Source organism: Aliivibrio sifiae (assembly GCF_002954715.1).
In the GTDB taxonomy this organism is placed as follows: Bacteria; Pseudomonadota; Gammaproteobacteria; order Enterobacterales; family Vibrionaceae; genus Aliivibrio; species Aliivibrio sifiae.
The window spans coordinates 1,042,971-1,066,750 of sequence record NZ_MSCP01000001.1 but is presented as its reverse complement, the minus strand read 5'-3'; the positions used below and the strand labels follow the sequence as shown (position 1 = coordinate 1,066,750).

25 protein-coding genes are annotated in these 23,780 nt (G+C 37.6%); 7 read left to right on the top strand and 18 right to left on the bottom strand.

Annotated features, from left to right (window positions below; all coding sequences use genetic code 11):
- Window position 1: 1 nt before the first annotated feature.
- Window positions 2-787: a putative hydro-lyase gene (locus BTO23_RS04695; RefSeq protein ID WP_105063063.1), complete on the bottom strand. Its 786-nt coding sequence runs from the start codon at window positions 785-787 to the stop codon at window positions 2-4.
- 147 nt (window positions 788-934) lie between these two features.
- Between BTO23_RS04695 and BTO23_RS04690 the strand changes: the two genes are divergently transcribed.
- Window positions 935-1,828 carry a LysR family transcriptional regulator gene (locus BTO23_RS04690; RefSeq protein WP_061002431.1) on the top strand — a complete coding sequence of 298 codons (894 nt, stop codon included), beginning with the start codon at window positions 935-937 and terminating at the stop codon, window positions 1,826-1,828.
- A gap of 38 nt (window positions 1,829-1,866) precedes the next feature.
- Here the strand turns inward: BTO23_RS04690 and BTO23_RS04685 are convergent, their stop codons facing one another.
- The 4 genes from BTO23_RS04685 to BTO23_RS04670 all read right to left on the bottom strand — a co-directional run bounded on the left by BTO23_RS04685 (window position 1,867) and on the right by BTO23_RS04670 (window position 8,431).
- Window positions 1,867-4,758, bottom strand: a complete 2,892-nt coding sequence (locus BTO23_RS04685) for an alkaline phosphatase family protein (protein WP_170066693.1) — start codon at window positions 4,756-4,758, stop codon at window positions 1,867-1,869.
- 341 nt (window positions 4,759-5,099) lie between these two features.
- Window positions 5,100-5,450 (bottom strand): hypothetical protein, encoded by a 351-nt coding sequence (locus tag BTO23_RS04680; protein ID WP_061002434.1) that lies wholly within the window; start codon window positions 5,448-5,450, stop codon window positions 5,100-5,102.
- Window positions 5,451-5,513: 63 nt separating this feature from the next.
- Window positions 5,514-6,044 carry a GNAT family N-acetyltransferase gene (locus BTO23_RS04675; protein ID WP_105063061.1) on the bottom strand — a complete coding sequence of 177 codons (531 nt, stop codon included), beginning with the start codon at window positions 6,042-6,044 and terminating at the stop codon, window positions 5,514-5,516.
- 134 nt (window positions 6,045-6,178) lie between these two features.
- A complete protein-coding gene (locus tag BTO23_RS04670) occupies window positions 6,179-8,431 on the bottom strand; it encodes a peptidase U32 family protein (RefSeq protein ID WP_061003227.1) in 2,253 nt (750 codons plus the stop codon).
- A gap of 182 nt (window positions 8,432-8,613) precedes the next feature.
- Here BTO23_RS04670 and BTO23_RS04665 point away from each other — a divergent pair, with 182 nt between their 5' ends.
- The gene (locus BTO23_RS04665) at window positions 8,614-9,261 is read left to right on the top strand and encodes a glutathione S-transferase (protein WP_105063060.1); all 648 of its coding nucleotides are present in this window, start codon (window positions 8,614-8,616) and stop codon (window positions 9,259-9,261) included.
- Here the strand turns inward: BTO23_RS04665 and BTO23_RS04660 are convergent.
- The 7 genes from BTO23_RS04660 to BTO23_RS04630 all read right to left on the bottom strand — a co-directional run bounded on the left by BTO23_RS04660 (window position 9,258) and on the right by BTO23_RS04630 (window position 13,067).
- The gene (locus BTO23_RS04660) at window positions 9,258-9,722 is read right to left on the bottom strand and encodes a GNAT family N-acetyltransferase (protein WP_061002439.1); all 465 of its coding nucleotides are present in this window, start codon (window positions 9,720-9,722) and stop codon (window positions 9,258-9,260) included. The two genes, BTO23_RS04665 and BTO23_RS04660, sit on opposite strands and share 4 nt — an antisense overlap.
- Before the next feature lie 75 nt (window positions 9,723-9,797).
- On the bottom strand, window positions 9,798-10,238 hold the full coding sequence (locus tag BTO23_RS04655; RefSeq protein WP_061002441.1) for a GNAT family N-acetyltransferase: 441 nt from the start codon (window positions 10,236-10,238) through the stop codon (window positions 9,798-9,800).
- Between the two features lies 1 nt (window position 10,239).
- Window positions 10,240-10,458 (bottom strand): DUF6500 family protein, encoded by a 219-nt coding sequence (locus BTO23_RS21285; protein ID WP_060991074.1) that lies wholly within the window; start codon window positions 10,456-10,458, stop codon window positions 10,240-10,242.
- 17 nt (window positions 10,459-10,475) lie between these two features.
- Window positions 10,476-11,321, bottom strand: a complete 846-nt coding sequence (locus BTO23_RS04645; protein WP_061002442.1) for a sulfurtransferase — start codon at window positions 11,319-11,321, stop codon at window positions 10,476-10,478.
- Between the two features lie 24 nt (window positions 11,322-11,345).
- The gene (locus tag BTO23_RS04640; protein ID WP_061011449.1) at window positions 11,346-12,134 is read right to left on the bottom strand and encodes an SDR family oxidoreductase; all 789 of its coding nucleotides are present in this window, start codon (window positions 12,132-12,134) and stop codon (window positions 11,346-11,348) included.
- 9 nt (window positions 12,135-12,143) lie between these two features.
- Window positions 12,144-12,563 carry a GNAT family N-acetyltransferase gene (locus tag BTO23_RS04635; RefSeq protein ID WP_061002445.1) on the bottom strand — a complete coding sequence of 140 codons (420 nt, stop codon included), beginning with the start codon at window positions 12,561-12,563 and terminating at the stop codon, window positions 12,144-12,146.
- Window positions 12,564-12,620: 57 nt separating this feature from the next.
- Entirely contained in the window at window positions 12,621-13,067 is a 447-nt protein-coding gene (locus tag BTO23_RS04630) for a GNAT family N-acetyltransferase (protein WP_105063059.1), read from the bottom strand.
- Between the two features lie 186 nt (window positions 13,068-13,253).
- Between BTO23_RS04630 and BTO23_RS04625 the strand changes: the two genes are divergently transcribed.
- Window positions 13,254-14,951 (top strand): chitinase, encoded by a 1,698-nt coding sequence (locus BTO23_RS04625; RefSeq protein ID WP_105063058.1) that lies wholly within the window; start codon window positions 13,254-13,256, stop codon window positions 14,949-14,951.
- An 85-nt stretch (window positions 14,952-15,036) separates the two neighbouring features.
- Here BTO23_RS04625 and BTO23_RS04620 read toward each other — a convergent pair whose 3' ends face one another.
- From BTO23_RS04620 to BTO23_RS04605, 4 genes are all read right to left on the bottom strand, one after another.
- On the bottom strand, window positions 15,037-15,528 hold the full coding sequence (locus BTO23_RS04620) for a hypothetical protein (protein WP_245922075.1): 492 nt from the start codon (window positions 15,526-15,528) through the stop codon (window positions 15,037-15,039).
- A 211-nt stretch (window positions 15,529-15,739) separates the two neighbouring features.
- Entirely contained in the window at window positions 15,740-16,135 is a 396-nt protein-coding gene (locus BTO23_RS04615) for a hypothetical protein (RefSeq protein ID WP_060991081.1), read from the bottom strand.
- A 116-nt stretch (window positions 16,136-16,251) separates the two neighbouring features.
- The gene (locus tag BTO23_RS04610) at window positions 16,252-16,692 is read right to left on the bottom strand and encodes a hypothetical protein (protein ID WP_060991082.1); all 441 of its coding nucleotides are present in this window, start codon (window positions 16,690-16,692) and stop codon (window positions 16,252-16,254) included.
- Between the two features lie 152 nt (window positions 16,693-16,844).
- Window positions 16,845-18,404: a BCCT family transporter gene (locus BTO23_RS04605; RefSeq protein ID WP_060991083.1), complete on the bottom strand. Its 1,560-nt coding sequence runs from the start codon at window positions 18,402-18,404 to the stop codon at window positions 16,845-16,847.
- Window positions 18,405-18,709: 305 nt separating this feature from the next.
- Between BTO23_RS04605 and BTO23_RS04600 the strand changes: the two genes are divergently transcribed.
- From BTO23_RS04600 to BTO23_RS04590, 3 genes are read left to right on the top strand one after another with little or no spacing between them, the layout of a single operon-like run.
- Window positions 18,710-19,099, top strand: coding sequence for a PepSY domain-containing protein (locus BTO23_RS04600; RefSeq protein WP_060991084.1), 390 nt, complete (start codon window positions 18,710-18,712; stop codon window positions 19,097-19,099).
- Between the two features lie 35 nt (window positions 19,100-19,134).
- Window positions 19,135-19,791 (top strand): response regulator transcription factor, encoded by a 657-nt coding sequence (locus tag BTO23_RS04595; protein ID WP_060991085.1) that lies wholly within the window; start codon window positions 19,135-19,137, stop codon window positions 19,789-19,791.
- Between the two features lie 15 nt (window positions 19,792-19,806).
- Window positions 19,807-21,171, top strand: a complete 1,365-nt coding sequence (locus tag BTO23_RS04590) for an ATP-binding protein (protein WP_105063057.1) — start codon at window positions 19,807-19,809, stop codon at window positions 21,169-21,171.
- A gap of 41 nt (window positions 21,172-21,212) precedes the next feature.
- Here the strand turns inward: BTO23_RS04590 and BTO23_RS04585 are convergent, their stop codons facing one another.
- Together BTO23_RS04585 and BTO23_RS04580 are read right to left on the bottom strand one after the other, a co-directional pair.
- Window positions 21,213-22,490 carry an LssY C-terminal domain-containing protein gene (locus BTO23_RS04585; protein ID WP_105063056.1) on the bottom strand — a complete coding sequence of 426 codons (1,278 nt, stop codon included), beginning with the start codon at window positions 22,488-22,490 and terminating at the stop codon, window positions 21,213-21,215.
- 21 nt (window positions 22,491-22,511) lie between these two features.
- Window positions 22,512-23,243: a glycosyltransferase family 2 protein gene (locus BTO23_RS04580; RefSeq protein WP_061011439.1), complete on the bottom strand. Its 732-nt coding sequence runs from the start codon at window positions 23,241-23,243 to the stop codon at window positions 22,512-22,514.
- 284 nt (window positions 23,244-23,527) lie between these two features.
- Here BTO23_RS04580 and BTO23_RS04575 point away from each other — a divergent pair, with 284 nt between their 5' ends.
- Complete coding sequence (locus tag BTO23_RS04575) at window positions 23,528-23,710, top strand: hypothetical protein (protein WP_060991089.1); 183 nt, start codon at window positions 23,528-23,530, stop codon at window positions 23,708-23,710.
- Window positions 23,711-23,780 lie beyond the last annotated feature (70 nt).

The window sequence follows — 23,780 nt, the reverse complement described above, 5'->3', positions numbered from 1 at the left end:
ACTAAAGCACTGCGAACTCAGAACTTAAGCGATCGGTGATCAACATTTTTCCTGGTGCATGAGTAATACAAAATGGAGGGCGACTTTGACGGATCACATTTTGTGGTGTGACTCCGCACGCCCAAAACACAGGAATTTCATCTGAATTGATGTGAACCGCGTCTCCATAATTAGGCTTCCCAATATCTGAAATACCTATCGTACTCGGGTCACCAAAATGCACTGGTGCACCGTGAGATTTAGGGAATCGGGTCGTTATTTGAATGGCACGTATCGTATCCTTTGCCCTAAATGGACGCATCGAAACTACAAAACTTCCATTAAATTTCCCTGCAGGCTGGCAAGCAATGTTTGTGTCATACATTGAGACATTTTTGCCTTCATCAATATTTCGAATAGATAAACCCGATTGAATTAAGGCTTCTTCAAACGAGAAAGAGCAGCCTAAGACAAACGTGACTAAATCATCTTGCCACAGATCTTTGAGATCAGAGACTGAGGTTTCAAAGTTACCTTCATAGAACACATGATATTCAGGAACATCTGTCGACAAATCAATATCAGCCCCAATAGAAGGAAGATATCTCTCTCCTGGTTGAGTCACATCAATTAATGGGCATGCAACAGGATTCTTCTGACAGAAAAGCAAAAAATCTGCAGCCCAAAGCGCAGGCAAAATAACAAGATTCGCTTGTAGATACCCCGGAGCATAACCTGATGTCGTTTTTGTGAACTCATTGCTTCTGATTTTTTTACGTAGATTATCGAGTGATAAATCCTTATCCATCCCGCTCTCCCTTTACGATTGTAATTTTATCGTTAACTAGGAGTTACACTACTGCTTATTTTAATAATGTCTATTCGTATTTTTCTGTTATTCTTGATAAATATTTTTTATCACCTTGCAGTGGAATTAATCTAAGAGAGGCATGGAATGCTTAATCTAAAACAACTTGAAACCTTTGTGTGGATTGCACATTTAGGCAGTTTTCGAAAGGCTGCAAAGCATTTATGCACAACACAACCTGCGATTTCAACACGCATAGCAAATCTGGAAGAGACATTGAATGTACCCCTGTTTTTTCGTGATACAGGTTCGATATCGTTAACCGCAAAAGGACGAGAGCTGCTTCCCTTTGCTGAGAAACTGTTAAGTAATGCAGACCAATTTCATGCGCTGGCTAATAATTCAGAGGCTATTTCGGGAATATTACGCGTTGGAGTATCAGAGACTGTCGTTCATACATGGCTACCTCACTACCTTTCTTTAATCCATCAAAACCTACCTCACTTAGAAGTTGAGCTCATTGTTGATGCAACCATTAATCTTAGAAAAGAGCTATTAGCTCGTAATATTGATGTGGCGATTTTATTAGGAGACGTTATCGAACCAAATGTGATTAGTCATTGCATTTGCGAGTATTCATTGCATTGGGTGGCAAGCCCTACGATACCAAGCACCGCATTGCAAACCGTCACTCATTTTTCTCGTTGGCCAATCATTACGTATGCACGAAATACTACGCCATACCATGAGGTTGAACGCTACTTTACAAAGCATAACAATCAACCCACACGGTTCTATTCTGCAAGCTCACTCTCCGCCAGCATTCGCTTAGCCGAAAGTGGAGTCGGTATTGCGATGTTACCTAAAGAAGTAATTAACGACGCTCTTAACAATAAAACATTAAAGATAATTAAAACTGACTGGATACCAAGCCCATTGCAATTTTCTGTCGCTTATCTCGATACACCGATTAACTTAATGACGATTGAAGCAGCAAAACTTACCTTTGAGGCAGCTGAGCAATATCAAACGTTAAGTTAATCTATTAATCTATTAATCTATTAATCTATTCTCTTTTGTTATTTACTTAATTGTATGTCTAACTCGCTGAGCAAAGAAGGAAAGCCCCAACCGTTGTTATTCTCGATAACAGTTTCTTGAGTAAGGTACTCATATAATGTCGGAGCAAGTGAGCCGTTAGCGTTACTCTTTAATGGCGTAACATTAGGACCAACAGGTGTTCCCCAGAAGCCCAAAAAGGCATCTTTCTCTAAGTAATGCTCACCTGCGTGCCTACCGGGTACTTTAGTATTAAACCCAATTCCAAATTTAGGAAATAAGTTTATCGTTCCAGCTCGCGCTTCTTCATACAATTTAGCTAATTGATTCACTGAATCAGGACGTGCAGTGTAAGCGGTTAAGCTTCGCCATTCTTGCTCTGTACACCATGAACTGACATCATCACTAATGGCAGAAACCATGCATCGTTGATATAACTCTTGATATGATGCTAATTCAGCTTCATTTGGCTGCGATTTATATGGATTAAGAATATCGAGTTCAAGTAACTGGGATGAACCAATAACAGGCTGATAAAGTAATCGGTCCCCTTTTTTAGTGATTAATTCATCAACTCTAACATCGTCTTTAAAACCAATAATTCGAACTTCGCATTCATCTAACGAACAACTTGTTTCTCTAACAACGAGATAATCTAGCGATTCTTCTAAACGTGAAGCAACTTCATTTATCACATTGATAGAATTGCCTTTTGGCGCATTCACTGGCGTCCACGTTGTTAGCTCTACGTACGTTGGTTGCACTTTCCAACCTTGAGTAGAATTAAAGAAATCCATCATAAAATTACCGCCTGCGGTAGAGGCAACCACCACATCAACTTCTTTATTACTTTCATAATTAAGCGCGTTAGTAATTTTAGGGCCTTCACCCTCATCCGAAGAGATCTTCTTAATCACTAACGGATAATCTAGTTCTTCTTGAAGAGAATCGAACACCTGCTTTTCTGGATTAAGAGAATAATACACAGGAGATAAACCGTGATCTCCTGCCATTCCCCAAAGTGTTCTATCGTATACGCCCGCTTCTTTATATGTATTAGTAAATTGCGTTAACCAATAATCTAATCTATTTAGCTCCCCTGTCGGCATCAATATTTCATCACTAAACGGACCGGCGAAATGAGCAAAATGGTCAGGCCATGGGTTATAGATTAAGGTGTAATCTGGCATCCCTTTTTGTTCTAACTTCGCAAGGGATTCTAAGTTTTGTTGGATCTTCCATTTTTGCGTTAATTTACTGTAAATATCCAAAACAAAGATATCATCATAAATACGGATCTCTTCAATTAACTCTGAGCGCATCTTAACAATCGCTTTCTCTACTTTGGCTCGTTGCGTCAACTCTCGCAAGCAGCGTTTTTCACCAAAATCTCGTAAGCTTTCACCAGCTCCTAGATTAACTAAACCATCATAAGTCGTGTGTGCATTCCAATCGTATTGCGCATTACAATTTAAGGTCACTAAGTAATCCAAACGATCAAACATGGTTTGAACTTTGTTCGCATCCATTAGGCGATCAAGCTGCAAAGCATCGTTGCCGAAAAAGTAATAAGCACGATCTTCTTTTCTATCGACAAAATGAAAGTTCGGTATTCCTGTGCCTCCTTCACCCGACACTTTCGCACCTGTTTTTATTATCGGTAAATTACGAACACTAATAGTAGGTGTTGATGATATTCCCACATCGACAATACTTTTATCGTATTTTTGGTATAACTCAGTAAAAAATGGCAGATAAGATGAGTCGTTATACTCTTCCTCTGTCAGTCTTTTTAAGAATGATAACTGTTGTTCGTGCTCGGGTTGTATGGTGATTTCATTCTGAGGCTTGTAAGTTTTATGTTTAAGATGGTCTTGATATACCTGTTTGATGAATGGTTTTTTCTGTGGCGATAAAATACCTTCAAGCAACCCTTGTTGCAACCCATCTACCGTAACTTGAACTGCTAGTCGACGTTGCTGACGAGATTCTAAATAAGCAATAACCGTCTCTGGGTTATCTTTAAAACTTTCTTGTAGCCATTCATTCAGCACCTCTTGTCGCTGTTCTTGATAAATAAACTGACGGTACGATTTCAATACATTAAGACGGACAAAATCAATAAGAGTAATAGTTAACGCTTCTGCTTTGTTGTTCACTGAACCTTTATGCTGAGGCTTACCATCTTCAATGATTTGTTCTAACGCCCCTCGCATTTCTCCCTCATCCATACTTGCAACAGCTTTTGTCATTCCAGCAATAATAATCGGTTGGATTTTATCTATTATTTTTCTGTCTTCTGGGGTATCTGAGAGATAAGTATAGCGCTCGGGCAATACCTCAAGATCCTTCCACTCACCAATTTGCACCAATTCATCATAAAGAATCACCATGTTCGCAATGAATTTACGATCAATGTTTAGCCCTTGGTGATGACTATCAGCTAACTCTGGTTTCTCTTCTTTTTTACCATCATTTAGAGTAAACAGAGAATGACTAAATCCATTAAGTGTTTCTTCATCGTATTGTGTTTTCAAGTAGGCTTTAAAGGCATCTTTATTATCCATGTCTCCATATTTATCAACGAAGGTATAAAGAAAATGTCCTAAAGGGATCGCATATGAGGGGTTAGAAAGCTTCGCAATGATACTTTTCTTAACATCGCTGTCTAATGGAAGAGATAAAATGTAAGCATCTAATGTGATACCTGCAATAGTAAAAATCGCAGCATCACGAACCGTTTTCGTTGTATAAATGACCGATGAGTTTATCTGATTTTTTAGTATTTCCGCTGAGTTAACCACACCACCAACTACAGGAATGGCACTGACGTTGGCTGAACTGTTGGCACTCAACATCGATAGAGACAGTACACTGAGCGTAAGTATTGACGAAAACGATCTGTTTTTCACTTTAACTTCCTTTTTATAGCAATTTGGATAAGTCATTGATCAGATAATTTTAGTATATAAGAATGATCAATAATTTATTTAGACTGCATTATATAGTGTTGAACGATTTGTTTCATGGATGGGATTCTAAAATATGGCTAGTTATGCATTTGGATGTAATGAGGAGGGTTAAAATAACAAAGGAAGTGCGATGATATTTACATTGAAATGATTCATGGAAGCCCTCTACAAAACTCATTAATATGAATTTTATAGAATACTCCCATTGCAATTTAATTCTGGTTAGCTCATCAATATTAGGATGCAGCTACGACTATCATGTCATTGATAGGTTTAGTCGATTACAGCCCGAAGCCAATTTTAGGTTGACGACGAACAGAGCGCACACCCCATGGACCTAAATCTGGTTTTGGTTGGCCTTCAAAGTCACCAAGACAAATGTAACCTTTAGAAAGGTAACGGAACAAGAAGTCACCACCATCTAATGAACCTGTTTTATCATCACCAAAAGGTAAATGAATACGCTCAACACGAAGATCCTGTGCTTTCTTAAATGCAGGATAAGCCGTTGAGTTAATCTGGTATGCGTCTAAGTTTTTCAGTAACGCTTTATCTGACATTTTTGCTTTCATACGAGCAAAGATCATTATTAGACGTTTCTGTTTTTCAGAAGAGACGATGATCATTTCCATTATAGGAATTCCTTTGAAACAAGAAAGTATATAGCAAGCCCTGCTCTAGAGCTATATCTCACTTTATATCACTGTAGACAACTGCTTAATTACACAGCGATATTCATAACAATCAATAATTTCACCATCCACAATGGTAAATTCAGGCTTAAACCCAACTTGTTTGAAGCCATTTTTACTTAACACTCTTTGTGAGGCTAAGTTGTCTGTCGCAGCGGTAGCAATTAACTGGCTCAATGCGAGCGTATCTCTAGCGACATCAATCAACTCTTTAGTTGCATAAGTAGCGAGTCCTTGAGAAATAAATTCCTCACCAATTCGGTAACCAATAAAACCGGATTCTTTTTCTCGGTTAATGTTATAGAGATTGGCACGCCCACAAATTGTACCTTGGGCATTCTTCAATATCATGGGATAAATTCTGTCTTTGTCATATTCAGAAAGATAAAAATCAATATGATCTTTGATCCCTTCTTCACTGAAAAAGTCTTCGTCTCGCGCTTCAACAAATGATTCAAACCATTCTTGATTTACTAATTCAAACTCCAGTAACGCGGCTGCATCTTCTGTTTTAAGTAGTTGTAGTGTCACCATAGCCAATCCCTCTAATTGTTTATAATTGCACTTCGTTCTATCAATCCATATTTATTACTGAATTATAGACAAAAAAAAGCCGTGACACGTAATCACGGCTTTATATTTTCTGCAATATTAATTAAACGTTAATCTTACAGACCTTGTTGGTATTGGTCATTAGTGTTGATTGGAACCATGGTGAATAACTCTTCTTGAACACTCATGTCACCATTAATTAGCTTCTCAAAATGCTTAACTAACTCAACTTTATCGGCTTGCTCTTTAGAACCACCACCAATGTTAGTTAAATCAATAAAGAACTCATCAAACAAGTCTGAAAAGTCTGTCACGATATCCATATTGAGGAATTGTTCGTGGTTATAGATACTTGGGTAACCACCTTTTTGCTTATCGACCGCAAATGAAATGCCTTTCACGTTAGTAATTGTGGTGGCTTTCTCACACTTCAGCATACAACCCGCTTCAATCGCAGGCTTGTTACAACCTACGGTTTGTTGGAAGAAACACTGACGGCTTGTCATCATCAAAATTGGATGATAAATGCTGTAGGCTAATTTGAAGTTCTCAGGACGACGAATGTGTTTCATCTGACCTTTATTGATCTCGTTTGAAATAAACGCACCCGCACAGTTTAGCGTTTCTTTCATTGTCACTAACGCGTGTGAGTTTGTTGTATTTAAGAATGGACCAGCAACCCATTCAATACCCATCTCAAAGGCTTTGTAAGCAATACCCGTGTTATTGGTTACGATACGAGCCGGTTTTACTTCTTCAAGTACTTTTACTGCTTCATCGTAATCCTTACCAATAAGAACTGCAGGGAACCATGGGATCAAACGTGGATTCTCTAAAAAGATATTGATGTATTTACGATCACGTTTTTTAAAGCTTTCTGGTAACTTAAAGTAGATATCAGCATCCGTAGCATCACATACATTTAAGTCAGCAACATCAGCTATAAGCATAGATAACTTAGGCTTTTCTTCTACTTTAGGTTGTTGTGGTAATGCAGCTACTTCTACGTATTTAATGACATCTCTAGACCCATTCAATAAGAAAGCAACTTGATCTTTAATTTCAGTCAACTCACGGAACGGAACGGCTAAGTTTTCTCCTAATTCAGAGAAATCATAACCTAATAATTCATAATTAGGATTAATCACACCTTTGAAGCGTTTTTCTAACTCTTTTGACGTAATCGATTTTTGACCCGCTTCGCTTAATAGAGACGTTGATTTCACTTCAAACGTGTCTTGTACTTCATCTTTTGGTGTAACTACCACCGTTAGTGGTTCACCTAATGTTGCTTTGAAAGCAATGGTAACCGCAATCTTATCAATGCTTAGTGATTTCACTTTTTCTTCAAGTGTCGCGCCAATTGCATTCTTATCGGTATACAAATCTTGTTTTACATCTTGGATTTGTACCACATCGATCGCATTACTCTTTTCAACAGCGTAATTCACACTGTTATCACGAGGGTTATCGATAAACATGTCTTTAGTTAAATTGCCTTTTAAAAACTTGTTGGTTAAACCACGGTTAAACACTTTATGTAGATTTGAGTCATCTTCATATAGCTCACCTGTTTCAACAAATTTATTAATATTTTTACGCCAGTTTTCAACTACAGTATATACGTAGTGAGCACCTTTAATACGACCTTCGATTTTCAATGAATCGACTTTTGCATCAACTAATTCAGGAAGATCAAAATACGCTGAGTTATCTTTTAAGTTTAATGGGTACTTAGTGCCAACGTTTGTTACTTCGTATTCATCACGACAGGCTTGGCTACAACGACCACGATTACCTGAGTTACCGACACTTACTGAGCTTGAGTAACATTGACCAGAGAAAGCAATACACAAAGAACCATGCACAAACACTTCTGTCAGCATGTCATGTTCATGAGCAACCGCTGTCATCTCTTTAATTTCAGTAATGTTCAATTCACGGGACAAGTTAACGCGAGAAACACCCACTTTAGATAAGAACTTAAGTTGGCCTTCATTATGTGTTGTTAGCTGAGTAGAAGCGTGAACATCTAATGTTGGGAAGTGTTTTTTGATCAGGTTAAAAACACCTAAATCTTGAACAATGATGCCATCAACTGTTGTATTCACTAACTGATTCAATACTTTGACTAATGATTTGATTTCATGCTCTAAAATAACAACATTTAAAGTCAGAAATACTTCACAACCGTATTCATGAGCTAATCGTAATACGCCATTTAACTCATCAAATGAAAGATTGGATGCTCGGTTACGGGCGTTAAAAATATCTAAGCCACAATAAACGGCATTTGCCCCTGCAACGATGGCTGCTTTGATCGCTTCAACATCACCACCAGGTGCCAATAATTCAAGTTTTCTACTCATTATGAAATTGCTCGCTTCGGTTTTTATGTAATAATATTTTTGAGGAGGCATTCTACTCGCCTCACGCTTTCATTACCACTCATTAGGCTTTTATTGATCCAGATCATGATGAATTTTTCGTGAATCTCTTGCTTCTATCCGCTAAGATGTTAATAAGCAATCGAATTTTAGGTACTTACCCGATGACAACACCTATTCTATATTCCTTAAGACAATGTCCTTATGCTATGCGTGCTCGCCTTGGAATTCTGCACGCTCAGCAAGTTGTCGAATTACGTGATATTGATATGAATAATAAACCACAAGAAATGCTATCAATTTCACCTAAAGGCACAGTTCCAGTATTAGAACTTAATAAGGGAAGCATTATCGATGAAAGTATTGAAATAATGGTATGGGCCCTTACTCAATCTGACCCGAGTAATTTACTTTATTCTCACGATCAAAATCAGTTGCCAATGATGCTTGAGCTGATAGAAAATAATGACATTACCTTTGTTGGTGCACTACAAAAATACCGTGCTGCTTCTCGTTATCATGATGATAATGAAACAGAGTGCCGTGATATGTGTTGCGAATGGTTAAGAGAAATTGAACAACGTTTATCTCAGCACGCCTATATCATGGGAAAAACACCCAGTTTAGTTGATTACGCCATCTTGCCGTTTATTCGCCAATTCTCACGAGTGGATAAGAAATGGTATGCACAAGCGCCCTTTCCTTATTTACGAGGCTGGTTAGTTAATCATTACAATGACCCTACATTTTCAAAAGCAATGGTGGGTTATCCGAAGTGGTCAATAAATTCTGATCCTGTCTTATTTGGTTAATAGCCCATATAACCATTAAAACAGAGAGAGCGCTCCATATCGACGAAATGCTTATCTTCACTCACAATTTGGTAGCCTAAAGATAAGTAAAAGTCGATCACTTGTTGATTGGATTTAAACGCAGAAAGACAGCATTTAGTTACCCTGTCACTATAATAGCGTTGGTAATATTTCATTACTGCAGAACCTACGCCTTTCTTCTGGTATTTTTCGAAAATAATCAACAGATAGATATGGACACTCGCTTCTTCTTGTTTAGTGCAGATTAACCCTAGACGCTCTCCATTAAACATTATCCACTCAAGCCATTCTTTCTTATATGAATTAGAAAAACGCTGAATCTGAAGTTCTTCATTCCAACCGAAGCTTTTTTCTATTGCTGGATATAAGTATTTTTTGTAAATAGGAAATAACGATGGATATTCACAAGCAGTAACTTTTTGAAAAGTGATTCTATCCATAGATTATCCTATTTATTATTTAAAAATACCGTCAACTACTGCTTGGTTTAGCTGTATATAAATTGTAGACCATAACTAATCAATCATGCTTTTTTGGAACTTAATTTTACTGCTCTCTACTGAGCCAGTATCTTCATATCCTGAAATAGCATAACCACTTGAAATAAGCAGTTGTAGCATTGCTGGGTATCGATTCATTGATTTAACACTAATGCTTTGATACCCCTTTTCTTTCGCCCATTGTTCTTGGGTTAATCGAAGTTGAGTCGCTATGCCTTTTTTACGAGTATTTGGGATCACGCCACCAAGCCAACTATAAAACTCTGTCACTGAACGTTGATAGCCGAGCTTATAAGCCACTGGTTGTTCATTTTCAAAAGCGATAAGAATTAAATGCTCAAGACCATTCAACTTACTGCTTAGTTTTTCTTTAGTATTGCGAGCATCAAACTCTGGGATTTGATGATCAACATAAATAACATCGTCAATTGTGCCTTGGCGGATTTCTACTTTCATTTTATTGCCCGTTTTTTACCATGTCTTTTATTTTTACTGCTTTTTCAAAATGATCTAATTTATGTGTCAAGATCCACCATGTGGCAGCTTCCATTAGTAATTCTGAATCATCATTTTTATTGGCAAAGAAGGCATAAAAAGACAAACCGACATTGTCTCCTTTCTGCACTACTTTTTTATCACAGACTTCAATAATTTTTTTTCGTAAACTGTCTCGCATGAGTGATCCTTCTTTCATTATTCAATAGGTAATGCATTATTGGTTCCCCAATCAGCCCACGACCCATCGTATAAAGTAACCTCTTTATAACCAATAGATACGGCCGCTAAGATCAAAATACATGCAGTGATGCCTGAGCCACAACTAAAATAGGTTTTCGTCTCAAGAGATGAAACGCGCTCAGAAAAAATACAAGTAAGCGTCTCTTTATCTTGATAGGTATATTCATCTAACAAGATAGAAAAAGGGAGGTTTTTTGAAGCGGGAATATGCCCACTACGGACTCCTTCTCTTGGCTCTGGTGCTTTACCTAAAAATCGCATTTCAGCTCGAGCGTCTAAAATGGCAACATTAGTATTTATGGCGTTAAACACTTCATCAGAACCACAAGCCAATCCTACTACTTCTTTTCCTTTTGCATTACCAACAAATGTATTTATTGTGTATTCAGAAGCCGTTTCTCTTCCTTCTTTTATCCATTGAGGCAGCCCACCATCTAGCACATAAACATTTTCAAACCCCATTATTTTAAATGTCCACCACGCTCTCGGGGACGAATAAATACCCTGATTATCGTAAATGACAACGGTGCTATCGCTATTAATTCCTAATTCTTGAACAGCTTGAGTAAACTGTTTTTCAGTAGGTAGTGCGTGGCTTTGAGAAGAAGAATGGTCACAAAAATCAGCTTCGACATCCAACTTACGCGCCGTCGGTAAACAAGAAAATGCATCATAAACTAACGGTTCTTTACCGACGACATTCGCCATATAGGCATCAACAATCACAAGATTATCGTCAGCAATATGTTCCGCTAACCATGCAGTCGTTACGAGTGGGTTAGTTACTAATGGATTACTCATTATTCTGTCCTTAATTAATGGCGTTTAAATGTCATAAGAAATTTGCATTACATCTGGATAAATGAACTCATAATCCAGTAACTTTTTGATTTTTTCATTGCTAATAATTTTAAAGGTTTGGGTTTCTGATTCTATAAACTCAGGTGTTTTAACCCCAATTTGTTGAGTTGCTTTAGTATAAAACTCGCGTTTACTTGGATGACTATCAGCACATGCATTAAATACTTCATCCCACTTTTCTTGCTTTATAATCTGCGTAATTAACTCAACACAATCATCTTGATGGATCATGTTTACAGGAGCGTCCGGATTGCTGATCGAACGACCACTTTTCTGAAAAAATCGTCCAGGGTTTCTTTGATAGCCCACTAAACCACTAAAACGGATCACTGTTGTTGTAAATGCTGATGATTGAGAGAATAGAGATTCAATTTGAAATAATACAGAAGATTCAGAGGCAGCAACATCTTCAGTAACCACCGCATTATTATCCGTATATACCGAGGTTGAACTAACAAAAATCACATGTTTAATAGGAGAAGATCCTAAAATAGAGATCAGGGAAGTAAAGCCGGTTTGATTCTTAGATGGGATCGCAATAATTAAAATATCTGAATCCAGAAATGAACCCCATGATTGGTCTATTATCTCACCATCGATATCCAACACAAATGGAGTAACAGAGATAGCTTCTAAGGAATCTATTTTTTCTTTGCTGCGAACTGAGCCTTTAACAGCAAAACCATTGCTCACTAAATGTTTTGCCAATGGAAATCCTAACCAACCACACCCTAATACACTTATTGATGTCATGACTTATCCTTAAAATAGCTTTAACTGACTTGCATCGGATAACACCCATGCGCTGTTATGTGCTTCAAAACCAATCTTCGGATAATAACCTTCCGCTTGTGGAGCGGCTAACAAAATCAATTTACACTCAGGAGAGACCTCTTCTTTCGTCACTAAAATAAGGTACTTACCAACCCCCATTGATTGAATTCTTTCATCCACAGCTAAATCTGATAGATAACAACAAAAATTAAAATCAGTGACAGAGCGAGCAATACCGATGAGTTCGCCATCTCCCCACGCTGTTACGATTAAATTTGAGTTATCAAGCATCGCTTGTATTTTTTCAACATCATCAATGGGACGACGAACACCTAAAGACGTTTTCTTTAATAGAGTAATAAACTGCTCTGCTGTAATAGGTTCATTGACTTTATAATCGATTTCCATGCTCTCTCTACCTGTAATGCTAGCTATTTTTTATTTTCAATAAGACACAATAGCAAGTTACTCAACAATATCTAGAGCAAGAACGAGACGATCTTCACCAATATCAAAATAGTCTTGCTCTTCTTCAACTAAGTAAAAGCCATACGATTGATACAAGGTATACGATCCTGTATTTTTAGGACAAACAGTTAATAATAATCGCTTATATCCTTTAGCATTCTCAATCGCTGTTTCTAGTAATTTTTTACCAAGCCCCTTTCCTTGTGCATGTTTAGAAACCGCTAAAGATAATACCCATGCGTCCCCTAAAGATTGACTTGATGGTACTTGAAGTACATACCCAAGAACTTGAGCTTTATCTTTGGCTACTAATAATCCATTTGACCAGCAATCAAATGCTTGTCTAATAAAAAAAGCAGGATAGCCATGAGAGCCGAATGCCTCAGTTTCTACATTGTAAATACACTTTAGATCTGCTTTGTTCGCTGGCTCGATACTTATCATTAATATCCTTTCCTTACCTGACAATAAATCACACTATGAATGTAATTTTTCTTATAATTTATACTCTTTGATGCGACTCGCATAGTTAAAACAGGTTCACACATCTAGATAACTAAACTGTATAAAAACTTCTATAGTTATTCCAACTTATTTTTATTTTGTAATTAACTACAAGGAGCGTTACCCATGTTTAAACTGGCCGTTCTGCCAACATTGCTTGCATGCAGTTTTGCAGCTAATAGTTTTACCATGAATCCCCAGCCTGATCCTGAAAACCCGACAGGCTATATTGTTACTCAAGCTGAAATTGATGCTGCTGAGGCCGCAAAGACAGCAGATCCTATGTATGATGTTTGGGCAAAAGCTTTAGCAACTCAACCTAACTCTATTGTTGACGCCATCGATACAGGCTTAGCTACAAACCCTGCCAACGTAAAACGTGTTGAACGTGTTTTTCCTGCATCTGAATGGTTCTTTTTAACTCAGATGGCAGCCCCTGAATATTCTTATACTCGCTTCTTACAGGCAATTGGTAAATTCCCAGCTTTCTGTGGTGATTATACTGATGGCCGTGATTCTGATGCTATCTGTAAGAAATCTATCGTTACCGCATTTGCACACTTTTCTCAAGAAACCGGCGGCCATATCGCAATAGATAATACATGGGATAATCCACTGGGTCTTGAAGAGTGGCAACAAGCACTAGTCCATGTTCGTGAAATGGGCTGGTCTGAAGGTCAAGAAGGCTACACAACAGGTTGTGGTCAAAATGATTGGCAAAATAAACGTTGGCCATGTGCTGCGGGCCAAGGTTACTTCGGGCGTGGTGCAAAACAACTGTCTTACCACTTTAACTACGGTGCTTTCTCTGAAGTAATGTACGATGGCGATGCAACTGTCTTACTTAACAACCCCGCTCTTGTTGCTGATTCTTGGTTAAACCTTGCTTCAGCTATTTGGTTCTTCTTAACACCCCAAGCACCAAAACCAGCCATGCTTCATGTCATAGATCGAACTTGGAGCCCTTCACAGCGAGAAACCGATGCAGGTATCGGTTATGGTTTTGGTACTACAATCAATGTCATCAATGGTGGTATCGAGTGTGGCGAACAAAATAAAGATAAAGGCCAACCTGTTAACCGTATTCGTTACTGGGAAGGATTAGCAAAACACTACCAAATCCCAGCTGAAGCCGATGAAATGAATACCTGTTGGCAGCAAACACCTTACGGTAGTTTAAATCTAAATGGTGCGACCGATGTGCTTTACACGAACTGGGATGGCAACTGGAAATACTACTCAGATCGTCCAGAAGGCGCTTCATTTGAGTGTGAATTAGTTGGTTTCCAAACCGCGTATTCTGCACTTGTCCCTGGCGACTATGAAAAATGTGTGACTAATTTCTATGAATCACACGCTAACTGGCCTGCGACTCGTGTTGTTGAAACACTCCCAACAGACCCATCAGAGCCAACCGACCCGACAGATCCAACAAATACTTGGGATGCTAGTAAAGTTTATAATACTGGCGATCAAGTGGTCTTAAATGGCGTAACTTACCAAGCAAAATGGTGGAACCAAGGCGAAAACCCAGTAACAGGAACAACTGGCGTTTGGGAAGTAATCAGTGGAACTCCAACAACAAACCCTGTTAAACCTACGCCACCAACACCGGTAGAACCTACACCACCAATAGAGCCTGCACCTGTTGAGCCAACACCTCCAACGGTACCTGCCGATCCAAATTCAACTTGGGATACAACAGCAACTTATAATACTGGTGACCAAGTCACAATTAACGGCGTAACATATCAAGCTCAGTGGTGGACTCAAGGTAATAACCCTGAGACTTCTGGCGAATGGGGAGTTTGGAAAAGAGTTTAATACTATCTAATTAAATAGATAATCTGAACGTAAAAAGCCCTTCGGTATTTATTGAAGGGCTTTATCGTATTTAACTATATTAAAACTAAGCGGCAACTGGTGTTAACGACTTAGCTTGTGTCTCTACATACCAAAATGCCAATAATGACACCGCCCAAAATTGGAATAAATATTGAACATCTGAAGCCCCTGCTAATGTTTGAGAAACAGCCATTGATGCCGTAACAAACAAAGAAGACAACAAACCTGCTTTCAATAATGTTTTAGGTTTATTTGGTAATATCTCTAACTTCAAGAATGAAGCAATTAGAAGAACAACAGGTAAAATCTGTAGGACAATTAATACAGGAAATAAATAGTCGTACATAGGTACCAACAATGTATCTGTTAATGGCTTTTTCGACCATGTTCCTGCTATATACTCCTTCCAACCATCCCAACTGTCACCGTGTCGTGTTCCAAAAAAAATGCCATAAAACTTATCAACTACCCCATTTGAAAACCAAAATGGTGCAAACAACATGTAGAATGGTAAATATTTAATAACATCAATCGCTTTTTCTAATTTTTTCATCATAATTTCCTAAGTAAAATAAAAATAATTCATTCATTTTTATACCAATGTAATTAATTAGATGACCTATTTATTACACAAGGAAATTACTTAAGAGTAAGGCGAAAATTCTTATAAGTAGTTATTCTACAATAATAATTTTTAACGCAACTATTAAGTTATTTAACCAGCAATAATGATCAAATAATTATTGGAATTGGTATTACTTAAGTTTTTATTCCAGAAAGACACAAAATCGAAGATGCCGACGCCGAACCTTTTGAACTTGTCGCTCTATTGGTTCAACAAATAAGGGGGGTGCATGCAAGAGAGGGATAACAAGTAGTGCAATACCAAGCAGCAACCATGCACATAACAAAAGATCGTGCATGCTATTTTCAAATGACAGTAAATGCTCAACTAAATCACATTTTTGAGCAACCGTCTGAGCCCCGCTATCAATAGCAGAATCAAGTTGATGCGCTCTTGCTTGTGCTTCAATTAAATGATCTTTACAACTAGAAGTTGCACCGACCAATTGACTAAAACAAATGAACACACTTAAAAGAACAAAGCCTAATAATAGCTTTGCTCTAAATTTTTTATCTCTATTTGAAATAAGTGCAGTCATAAAAATCATAATAATAAATTCGAGCGGTAATTAAAACAGCCTGAAAACACAAACTCTATGATGTGTATCAGTTTTCACCTTATAAATAACAATTTACGTAAATTACAACAAAAAAATTAACTTACTACCCTAGTTTGAGCTAATTTGAGATAAGAATGAAGCTCATCATTTTTGTATTCGATCGCGGAATGAATATTGATATGAGAATTCGCAACAATAACAAAATCGTATTGGTTTTCACCTTTGAATATTGATACGTATAATAAGCCATTATCTAACTCCCAGTGTCCTACTGTTTTTAATCTATCAAACAACGTAAACTCAGTTAAACTCCCGCTCGCCTTAAAAATAACCTCTGTAATGTAGCCAGCAGTACATGATTTAATCCAAGTAGATGCATCTATTTCTTCAACTAAAAAATCACGTTTCTCAGAAAGCCACTTATCATATTGTTCGATTTGTATATCAGTTAGTGATTGACTGCCTCGCTCTATGATTGGTCTTCCTTGCGTCTCTCTAAAAAATAACTGCTGTAAAATAGCGGTTTTGTTTTTCATTCTTACCTCATCATATAAGCTTATTCAGGACTTATAATTGTTGTATCACACTTAATGATGTTTCATCTACCTACTTAGTACAAATAACAGGCATTAAAAAAGGCTTACCACAGATCCTGCGATAAGCCTTTCATTCAATATTAATTTACCTGTTATGCAGTCGCTGTTTTCTGACTAACCGCTTCAGACTGGCTGCTTTCTTGCTCTACTTTTTTCATTCGTAATACGGCAATCGGTGCCGAAATAAACGTAAAGCCAAGTAAGATTGATACTGGAACCGCTGTGATCACAATGAAAGATTGTAGAGCATTTAATCCACCGTCTCCGGCAATCAATAATACACCTGCAACCACACCCATCATTATTGCCCAAAACAGACGTTGGTAACGTGATGGAGTATCAGTCCCCTCAACTGCCATTGCAATTGAATACGCCATTGAATCCCCCGTAGTAGCAACAAATGTTGTAGTCAGTACTAAGAATGCAGGGATTAACAACCAACTTAACGGTAACTGCTCTAGTGATGCTAATAGTACCGCAGGTAATCCAGCTTCTTGTAACGGACCAGAAATACTACCTGGCGTTTGTAACTCAAGGAAAATACCCGTACCGCCTAACGCAGAGAACCAGAAGTTTGTTGCGATAGGTGCAATAATTGCTACTGTAATCACAAGTTCACGAATACTGCGACCTTTTGAAATACGAGCAATAAAGATAGCCATCATTGGAGCAAAACCAATAAACCAACCCCAGAAGAACCATGTCCACCACGAGTTCCATGCAGGATCTGCAGTGCTTAAGCTCATTTCCGGAAGGTGTTGAATATAGTTACCAAATGCCAGACCAAACTCAGTAAAGATAAAGCTTGTTGGACCTAGAACTAAAATAGCCACTAATAATGTAACAGCAGCAATAACATTCATTCGGCTTAACCACTGTAAGCCTTTGTCCATCCCTGTGAAGGCTGAAACTGAATAAATGGCAACAATTATAGATAAAAGACCCATTTGGCTCATCAGGGAGCTTTCAAGCCCTGTTAGAACAGTTAAACTATAGCTTAGCTGAGTTGCCAAGAAGCCAATCGGACCAATAGTACCTGCTGCAACTGCAATAATTGAACAAGCATCGATTAATGAACCTAACCAATGGTTTTCAAGTTTCGTACCTAAAATCGGGTATAGCAACGCACGAGGACGTAATTTAACACCGCAGTTATAATGTGCATACATTAGTACAATCGTACTTAATGTGCCCAATACCGCCCATGCAAGAAAGCCCCAATGCAAAAAGCTTTGACTTAATGCTGGAGTTACCGCAGCAAGAGTACCACTTTTAATGTCTGAGAAAGTTGGAGAAGGCGTGATGAAGTGAAAGATAGGTTCAGCAGCTGACCAGAAAACGCCACCGCCAGCAAGTAAGGTACACATGATCATTGCGACCCATTTAAACGTACCGAACGTTGGTTTTTCTTCACCACCCATTTTGATTTTGCCATAACTGCTCATCGCGATGATAAGGGCTAGAACAAACGTGATGATCATTAACCACTGCCACCACAAGCCAAACATTGTCGATGCCGACATGAACATGGTTTGAATCGTTGCGGTAAATGTTGAGAGATCAACAAGAGCAAAGAGAAGAAATAAAAGGATAAATCCTATAGTAAGTGTTGGAACTAGTTTATCGCTATTTTCATTGCTATTTTTAAACATGGGTATCCCACTTGATGCGTGAGGGATGGGACTCTAGCAGCTTGAAAAACGTAAAACCAGTGAAATATTTTTAAAAATGGCAAAAAAACAGTCAAATAATTATGATTTCAATCACAAAAAATAGCACTTAATCATTTAAATCAACAAGTTATAAAACACACTATCAAATAGCACAATCGCTCACAATAATTTACACATTTATCAAAATAACTCATTATTGGTAGGCCATTTAAAAAGTAAATTCATGTTCTATTCATCTTCGTTGTTTTATACTGCATCATGTATTGACTCTACTAGGAAGCATCATGCTTAGAAAATCAGCTTTATACCTAGCCACCCTTTTTGCTCTGTTTTCAGTTTCTCAACATGCTTTTGCTGATGGACATCAAAATGGACACAAATTAATTCTTGATGTGCCTCAAAATGAAGCTCGAATCGAAATCGAAGAAGATCAAGATGAGGTTTATGACGCAGTTCAGGCTGGATTAGTTAAACCATTCTCGGAACTATATGCCATGGTTGATAGTGACTTTCATGGTCGCATCATTAAAGTTGAGCTAGAAGAAGATGACGATGAATGGACCTATGAGTTAAAACTTGTTCATAATAATAACGTTATCAAAGTTGAGTATAACGCAACAACCTTAGCAATTACTGAAATCAAGGGGCGTGACATACGCTCAGCCTTGAAATAATAATCCCTACATAATCACTAGAGACAAGAATTATAATGAAAATTTTAGTTGTAGAAGATGAACCTCGTTTAGGCGAACAAATTATAGAAACACTAGAAAGTGCAGATTGGGTTCCAGAGTTATCTCAAGATGGTATCGACGCTTTATATCGAGCAACTACAGAAGAATGGGATGCCATTGTTCTTGATCTTGGTTTACCAAAGTTAAATGGTTTAACGGTTTTAAAAAGCATCCGTGACGAAAACATTAATACACCCGTTATTATTTTAAGTGCGCGCGATACACTATCTCAACGCGTTGAAGGCTTAAATGCCGGTGCCGATGATTATTTAACTAAACCATTTGAAATGGTCGAGTTAATCGCCCGTATTCGTGCTCAGTTACGTCGAGCATCAGGAAACGCCTCTCCTATTCTCAAAATTGGTGACTTAAGTTTAGATACCAGAAGCTCAAAAGTGTTATGGCAAGAACAAGCAGTAAGTCTTACCGCTCTAGAATATAAAGTCATTGCCTATTTTATGCACAACCCAGAAAAGGTAATCTCAAGAACAACCTTAGTTGAGCATATTTATAAACAAGATTTTGATCGTGATTCAAACACCGTTGAAGTTTTTATTGGTCGTATTCGTAAAAAAATTGCACCTAATATAATAAAAACAGTTCGCGGTCTTGGTTATCAATTAAACCCTTAAAATAAAAGGTCTGTTGTGAAAAGAGCACCTAGACACCTTAAAGGTACGTTCAAAAAATTGAGTTTAAAAAGCCGCTTGCTTCTTGCTGCGGCTTTTTGGCTATCTGCTATGATCTTAGCTGCAGGTATTGGTATTCCAAAATTAGTCAATGACTATTTAGTTCAAGATGAGAAAGATCAGCTCTCTCTTTCTATGGATGAAATCACGGCAAATATAGAAATAAATGACAGTGGTAATCTTACTATGCCCTCTCGTTTATCTGATCCTCGCTTTAATCAACCTTACAGCGGACTTTATTGGACAGCCAGTACCAAAAATACAGAATTACGATCTCGTTCTTTATGGGATAAAAAACTCACATTCGAAGAAGATACGTTAGATATTAGCCCTAATGTTAAAGGCGCTAATGATGAAAAACTTATTTATATTCAAAAGAAAATTTACCTTCCTGAAATAAAAAATCCAGTGACAATTACGATCGGTCTGGATGAAGATCCTCTAGAAAAAACATTACAACAACTCACAGGCCAACTTTGGGTAATTCTGGGCTTATTATTCAGTGGCGTGTTGTTTCTTATTGGTATTCAGGTCAGTTGGTCTCTGCGTCCTTTAGTACGAATGCAAGCCGAGTTAGTGATGTTACGTAAAGGCGAACAAAAGAGTTTAAGTCAGCACTATCCTCAAGAGATCTCCCCTTTAGTTTCAGACCTCAATGCATTGCTATTTCATTATCAAGAACTACTTGAGCGGGCTCGTAATCATGCAGGAAACTTATCTCACTCACTTAAAACACCATTATCGGTATTAAAGAACGAGCTATCTTATTTAACAGAAGAAGAAAAAGCTCGCCTTTCTGTTCCAATAGATCAATTACAAGGACACATTGATTATCATCTTGGTCGTGCTCGAATGGCAGGTTCAATGAATATCCTCTCCGTTGCTACCTCTCCTTCTGAGCGTATCGATGCGATATCAATGGCATTCGATAAAGTCTATGCAGAACGTGAGGTTTTATTAATTAATGAGCTTGATATAGAATCAAAAATAACCGTCGATAAAACCGATCTCGATGAAATGCTAGGTAATTTACTTGAGAATAGCTACAAATGGGCAAACTCAATGATCCGTGTTCATTCCTCTATACCTGTTCATAATCAAATAAGTATTATTATTGAAGATGACGGCTGCGGAATTCCAAAAGAAAAATTCGAACATGTTTTAAAGCGGGGTTTTCGTTTAGATGAATCGACCCCAGGTACAGGGCTTGGCTTACACATAGTGAATGAAATGGCACACAGTTATCGAGGTTCATTAGCATTAGATAAAAGCCCAATGGGTGGGTTAAAAGCGACGTTGACCTTCCCTCTAGTACAAAATTAGGTTTTTTACTTCTCACAAAGAGCTAAGGCAAATGAATAACCTTAGTTCTTTGCCACTAACAATGACTCTGAAGGCCTGATAACTAATACCTTCCCATCAGAATAGTAATCATGCTCTTCGTCTTTAATTATCGGTTCTAAATAAGACATATTTGATGTTTTCAATGATAATTCTTGAGTATCAATACTTTGCTTAAATCGTTCTCTTTCTTCATCTACATTTGGATCAACACTGTGCAGTAACGTAACAATCCCACGATAAGCGGTAATAGTCAGACCATCATCATAACTTAACGCACCTAACCATACTTGTTCACCATGTTTATTTTTGCCCGCATCCCACCAACGAACATGGCTACGTTTTAATAAATCACCAGGTAATTGAAATGCCATATCTTGTATCCGCCCATTCCAAAACAAATCCGAGACTGGTGGTGTCTTATTCTTTAATAACGCAAGGTAATCTAAAAATTCAATATCATCTCGAGAAAATGTTTTGTTTTCAATCCAACCTAATTGGGTCATTACGCTTTTAGGATGATAACCAATAAGTGTAATATTAACGGCTTGAGCATCGAAAATAGATGACACACCGGGAAATACTTTAAATGATGCTTGCTGCTCATCAAAATATAAAGGGGCGGTAATTGGATCTTCAGTAACATCATCAGCGACCCAAAAAAAGTGGTTGTAATTAAGATAAATAACAGCGCAAAGGATCACTACTATTGATTTTTGACGACTATTTTTCCATTGGTATTTATATGCAGTGGCTAAAATAACAATAACGGTGAAGAAGGTAATAATAAATTGCTTATGCTCTATGACAAAAAACTTAACGTCATTAAACCAAGGAAAAGCCTCTAGACCATAAGATAACAGGTAGCCCCAAAGTACAAATTGACCAACACCAAGGAATAAACCAATCGTCGCAAACACTGAGAAACGACGCCACGAAATTTGATTAACCCCCGCAATAAAAGGGACAATCCATGCAACTGGACCCAATAAGCGTGCAAACATCAATACTGCATTGCCTTTTTTTTGAAGTGATAGTCGGCAGCGAGCAATTGGACGTCGTGTTTTTGGTTGCCATTTAATCAAACGTCTTTGAGCATTGCGACCAAACCGGCGTCCAATAAAATAACTCAGCTGATCACCTAAAAGCCCTCCCATAACGACGGCTACAACCCCCACCCAAATACCTTGATGAAGCTGAAATCCTGCTGCAATTAAAAAAGGCTCACCCGGAACAAATAAGTTAGGTCCAATAAGCGCATCTAATAATGCGCCTATAAATAATGTCATTGAATCGTACATAACTCTCCCTACCGATTCACATTACTTCTGCTCTGAATAATGGCCGAATTTGTATTCCATTTCATTACTGCGCATTTCACCAAAGAAAAAACGACGTACGTTAGCTTTTAAATAAGTTGCCCCCATTTTAAATAACCCATCCTGATCCAAACGACGAGGATCAAACTCAAAAGTCATTGGTAAGAAACGAAAACGCCACGTTTGACTTGCTCTTTTTACGTAATCACAATCTTCACAAAGCGTGATTGCTTCATCAAAACCTTGTAATTCTTTATGAGCACGTTTAGTTGAGAAAATACAAGCGCCTACCGCTGTTGGAAAAGTATATTGAGTTAAAAATAATCCAAAATTAAACAAGCTATACCCAACACGGTGTGCCATAGGTAAGCCTTTTGAGCCCATATAAACACCTGCAACTTCCAGTTTCTTGTCATCCAATTGTGTTAATGCATTAAAGATAAAATCTGGTTTTAAACATACATCAGCATCTAGAAACAATAGACGTTCATTTTTTGCAAGAGAGGCCCCAATATTACGACCTAAACTTACCCCGCGCTTTTCCATTTTATGAATCGTTAGCTCTGGAATAGAAGCTTGATACGCCTGCGCTACTTCACAAGTTGCATCATCGCTGTTGGAGTCAACTACGATTACTTCAAAGTTTTGATATGTCTGAGTACTTAAACCTTCAAGCAAACGAGCAATTCTTTTCTCTTCATTTAAGGTAATAACAACAATACTTAACGGTTTCATATTCTTTCTCCATATACGATTTAATTAGCTTGGAGTAAGAATACAGTCTTGTATCTTAATGATTAGTGAGCAAATTATTCATTTTGGGTTCATAAACAGATGTTCTAGCATTGCCACTCTAACCTTCTTATTTTTCTCTATACAAGAAATGAACTAGTGTAGATATCGTTAAGCTGCCATTTTATTTTATAAATCTAATATTACATTTTTACCTGTAGCACATATTAAATGTAAGATTTATGGTTAAAGAGACATCAAGTCATTTGTAGCTAAGGAGAAAGTAAATGAAAGTGCTCATTCAATACATTCAAACAGGTGTTTATAAGGATCATGCTTGGGAGGCTTCAAGTGTACGTTTAAAAGGTCAGCTTCATGCTGTTACCCCTTCTTACGCCGCTCAACTTATCGAAAAAAATAAAGCACAATTACATACAGATCAAACTGATAGCATTGTAATTATTGATTAATATTATGATGTAAGAAATTTGCTAGAGGTTTAGAAAAGAGTAAATAAAGAAAAGATAAATAGAGGAAAAA

Coding starts and splice junctions, on each gene's coding strand:
- BTO23_RS04660 (WP_061002439.1), bottom strand. CDS start 9,722: ATGGATAGAATCACTTTTCAAAAAGTTACTGCTTGTGAATATCCATCG.
- BTO23_RS04605 (WP_060991083.1), bottom strand. CDS start 18,404: ATGTTTAAAAATAGCAATGAAAATAGCGATAAACTAGTTCCAACACTT.
- BTO23_RS04585 (WP_105063056.1), bottom strand. CDS start 22,490: ATGTACGATTCAATGACATTATTTATAGGCGCATTATTAGATGCGCTT.
- BTO23_RS04665 (WP_105063060.1), top strand. CDS start 8,614: ATGACAACACCTATTCTATATTCCTTAAGACAATGTCCTTATGCTATG.
- BTO23_RS04690 (WP_061002431.1), top strand. CDS start 935: ATGCTTAATCTAAAACAACTTGAAACCTTTGTGTGGATTGCACATTTA.
- BTO23_RS04675 (WP_105063061.1), bottom strand. CDS start 6,044: ATGGTGACACTACAACTACTTAAAACAGAAGATGCAGCCGCGTTACTG.
- BTO23_RS04615 (WP_060991081.1), bottom strand. CDS start 16,135: ATGACTGCACTTATTTCAAATAGAGATAAAAAATTTAGAGCAAAGCTA.
- BTO23_RS04635 (WP_061002445.1), bottom strand. CDS start 12,563: ATGGAAATCGATTATAAAGTCAATGAACCTATTACAGCAGAGCAGTTT.
- BTO23_RS04610 (WP_060991082.1), bottom strand. CDS start 16,692: ATGAAAAACAAAACCGCTATTTTACAGCAGTTATTTTTTAGAGAGACG.
- BTO23_RS04600 (WP_060991084.1), top strand. CDS start 18,710: ATGCTTAGAAAATCAGCTTTATACCTAGCCACCCTTTTTGCTCTGTTT.
- BTO23_RS04680 (WP_061002434.1), bottom strand. CDS start 5,450: ATGGAAATGATCATCGTCTCTTCTGAAAAACAGAAACGTCTAATAATG.
- BTO23_RS21285 (WP_060991074.1), bottom strand. CDS start 10,458: ATGCGAGACAGTTTACGAAAAAAAATTATTGAAGTCTGTGATAAAAAA.
- BTO23_RS04655 (WP_061002441.1), bottom strand. CDS start 10,238: ATGAAAGTAGAAATCCGCCAAGGCACAATTGACGATGTTATTTATGTT.
- BTO23_RS04595 (WP_060991085.1), top strand. CDS start 19,135: ATGAAAATTTTAGTTGTAGAAGATGAACCTCGTTTAGGCGAACAAATT.
- BTO23_RS04580 (WP_061011439.1), bottom strand. CDS start 23,243: ATGAAACCGTTAAGTATTGTTGTTATTACCTTAAATGAAGAGAAAAGA.
- BTO23_RS04645 (WP_061002442.1), bottom strand. CDS start 11,321: ATGAGTAATCCATTAGTAACTAACCCACTCGTAACGACTGCATGGTTA.
- BTO23_RS04575 (WP_060991089.1), top strand. CDS start 23,528: ATGAAAGTGCTCATTCAATACATTCAAACAGGTGTTTATAAGGATCAT.
- BTO23_RS04695 (WP_105063063.1), bottom strand. CDS start 787: ATGGATAAGGATTTATCACTCGATAATCTACGTAAAAAAATCAGAAGC.
- BTO23_RS04625 (WP_105063058.1), top strand. CDS start 13,254: ATGTTTAAACTGGCCGTTCTGCCAACATTGCTTGCATGCAGTTTTGCA.
- BTO23_RS04630 (WP_105063059.1), bottom strand. CDS start 13,067: ATGATAAGTATCGAGCCAGCGAACAAAGCAGATCTAAAGTGTATTTAC.
- BTO23_RS04620 (WP_245922075.1), bottom strand. CDS start 15,528: ATGATGAAAAAATTAGAAAAAGCGATTGATGTTATTAAATATTTACCA.
- BTO23_RS04670 (WP_061003227.1), bottom strand. CDS start 8,431: ATGAGTAGAAAACTTGAATTATTGGCACCTGGTGGTGATGTTGAAGCG.
- BTO23_RS04640 (WP_061011449.1), bottom strand. CDS start 12,134: ATGACATCAATAAGTGTATTAGGGTGTGGTTGGTTAGGATTTCCATTG.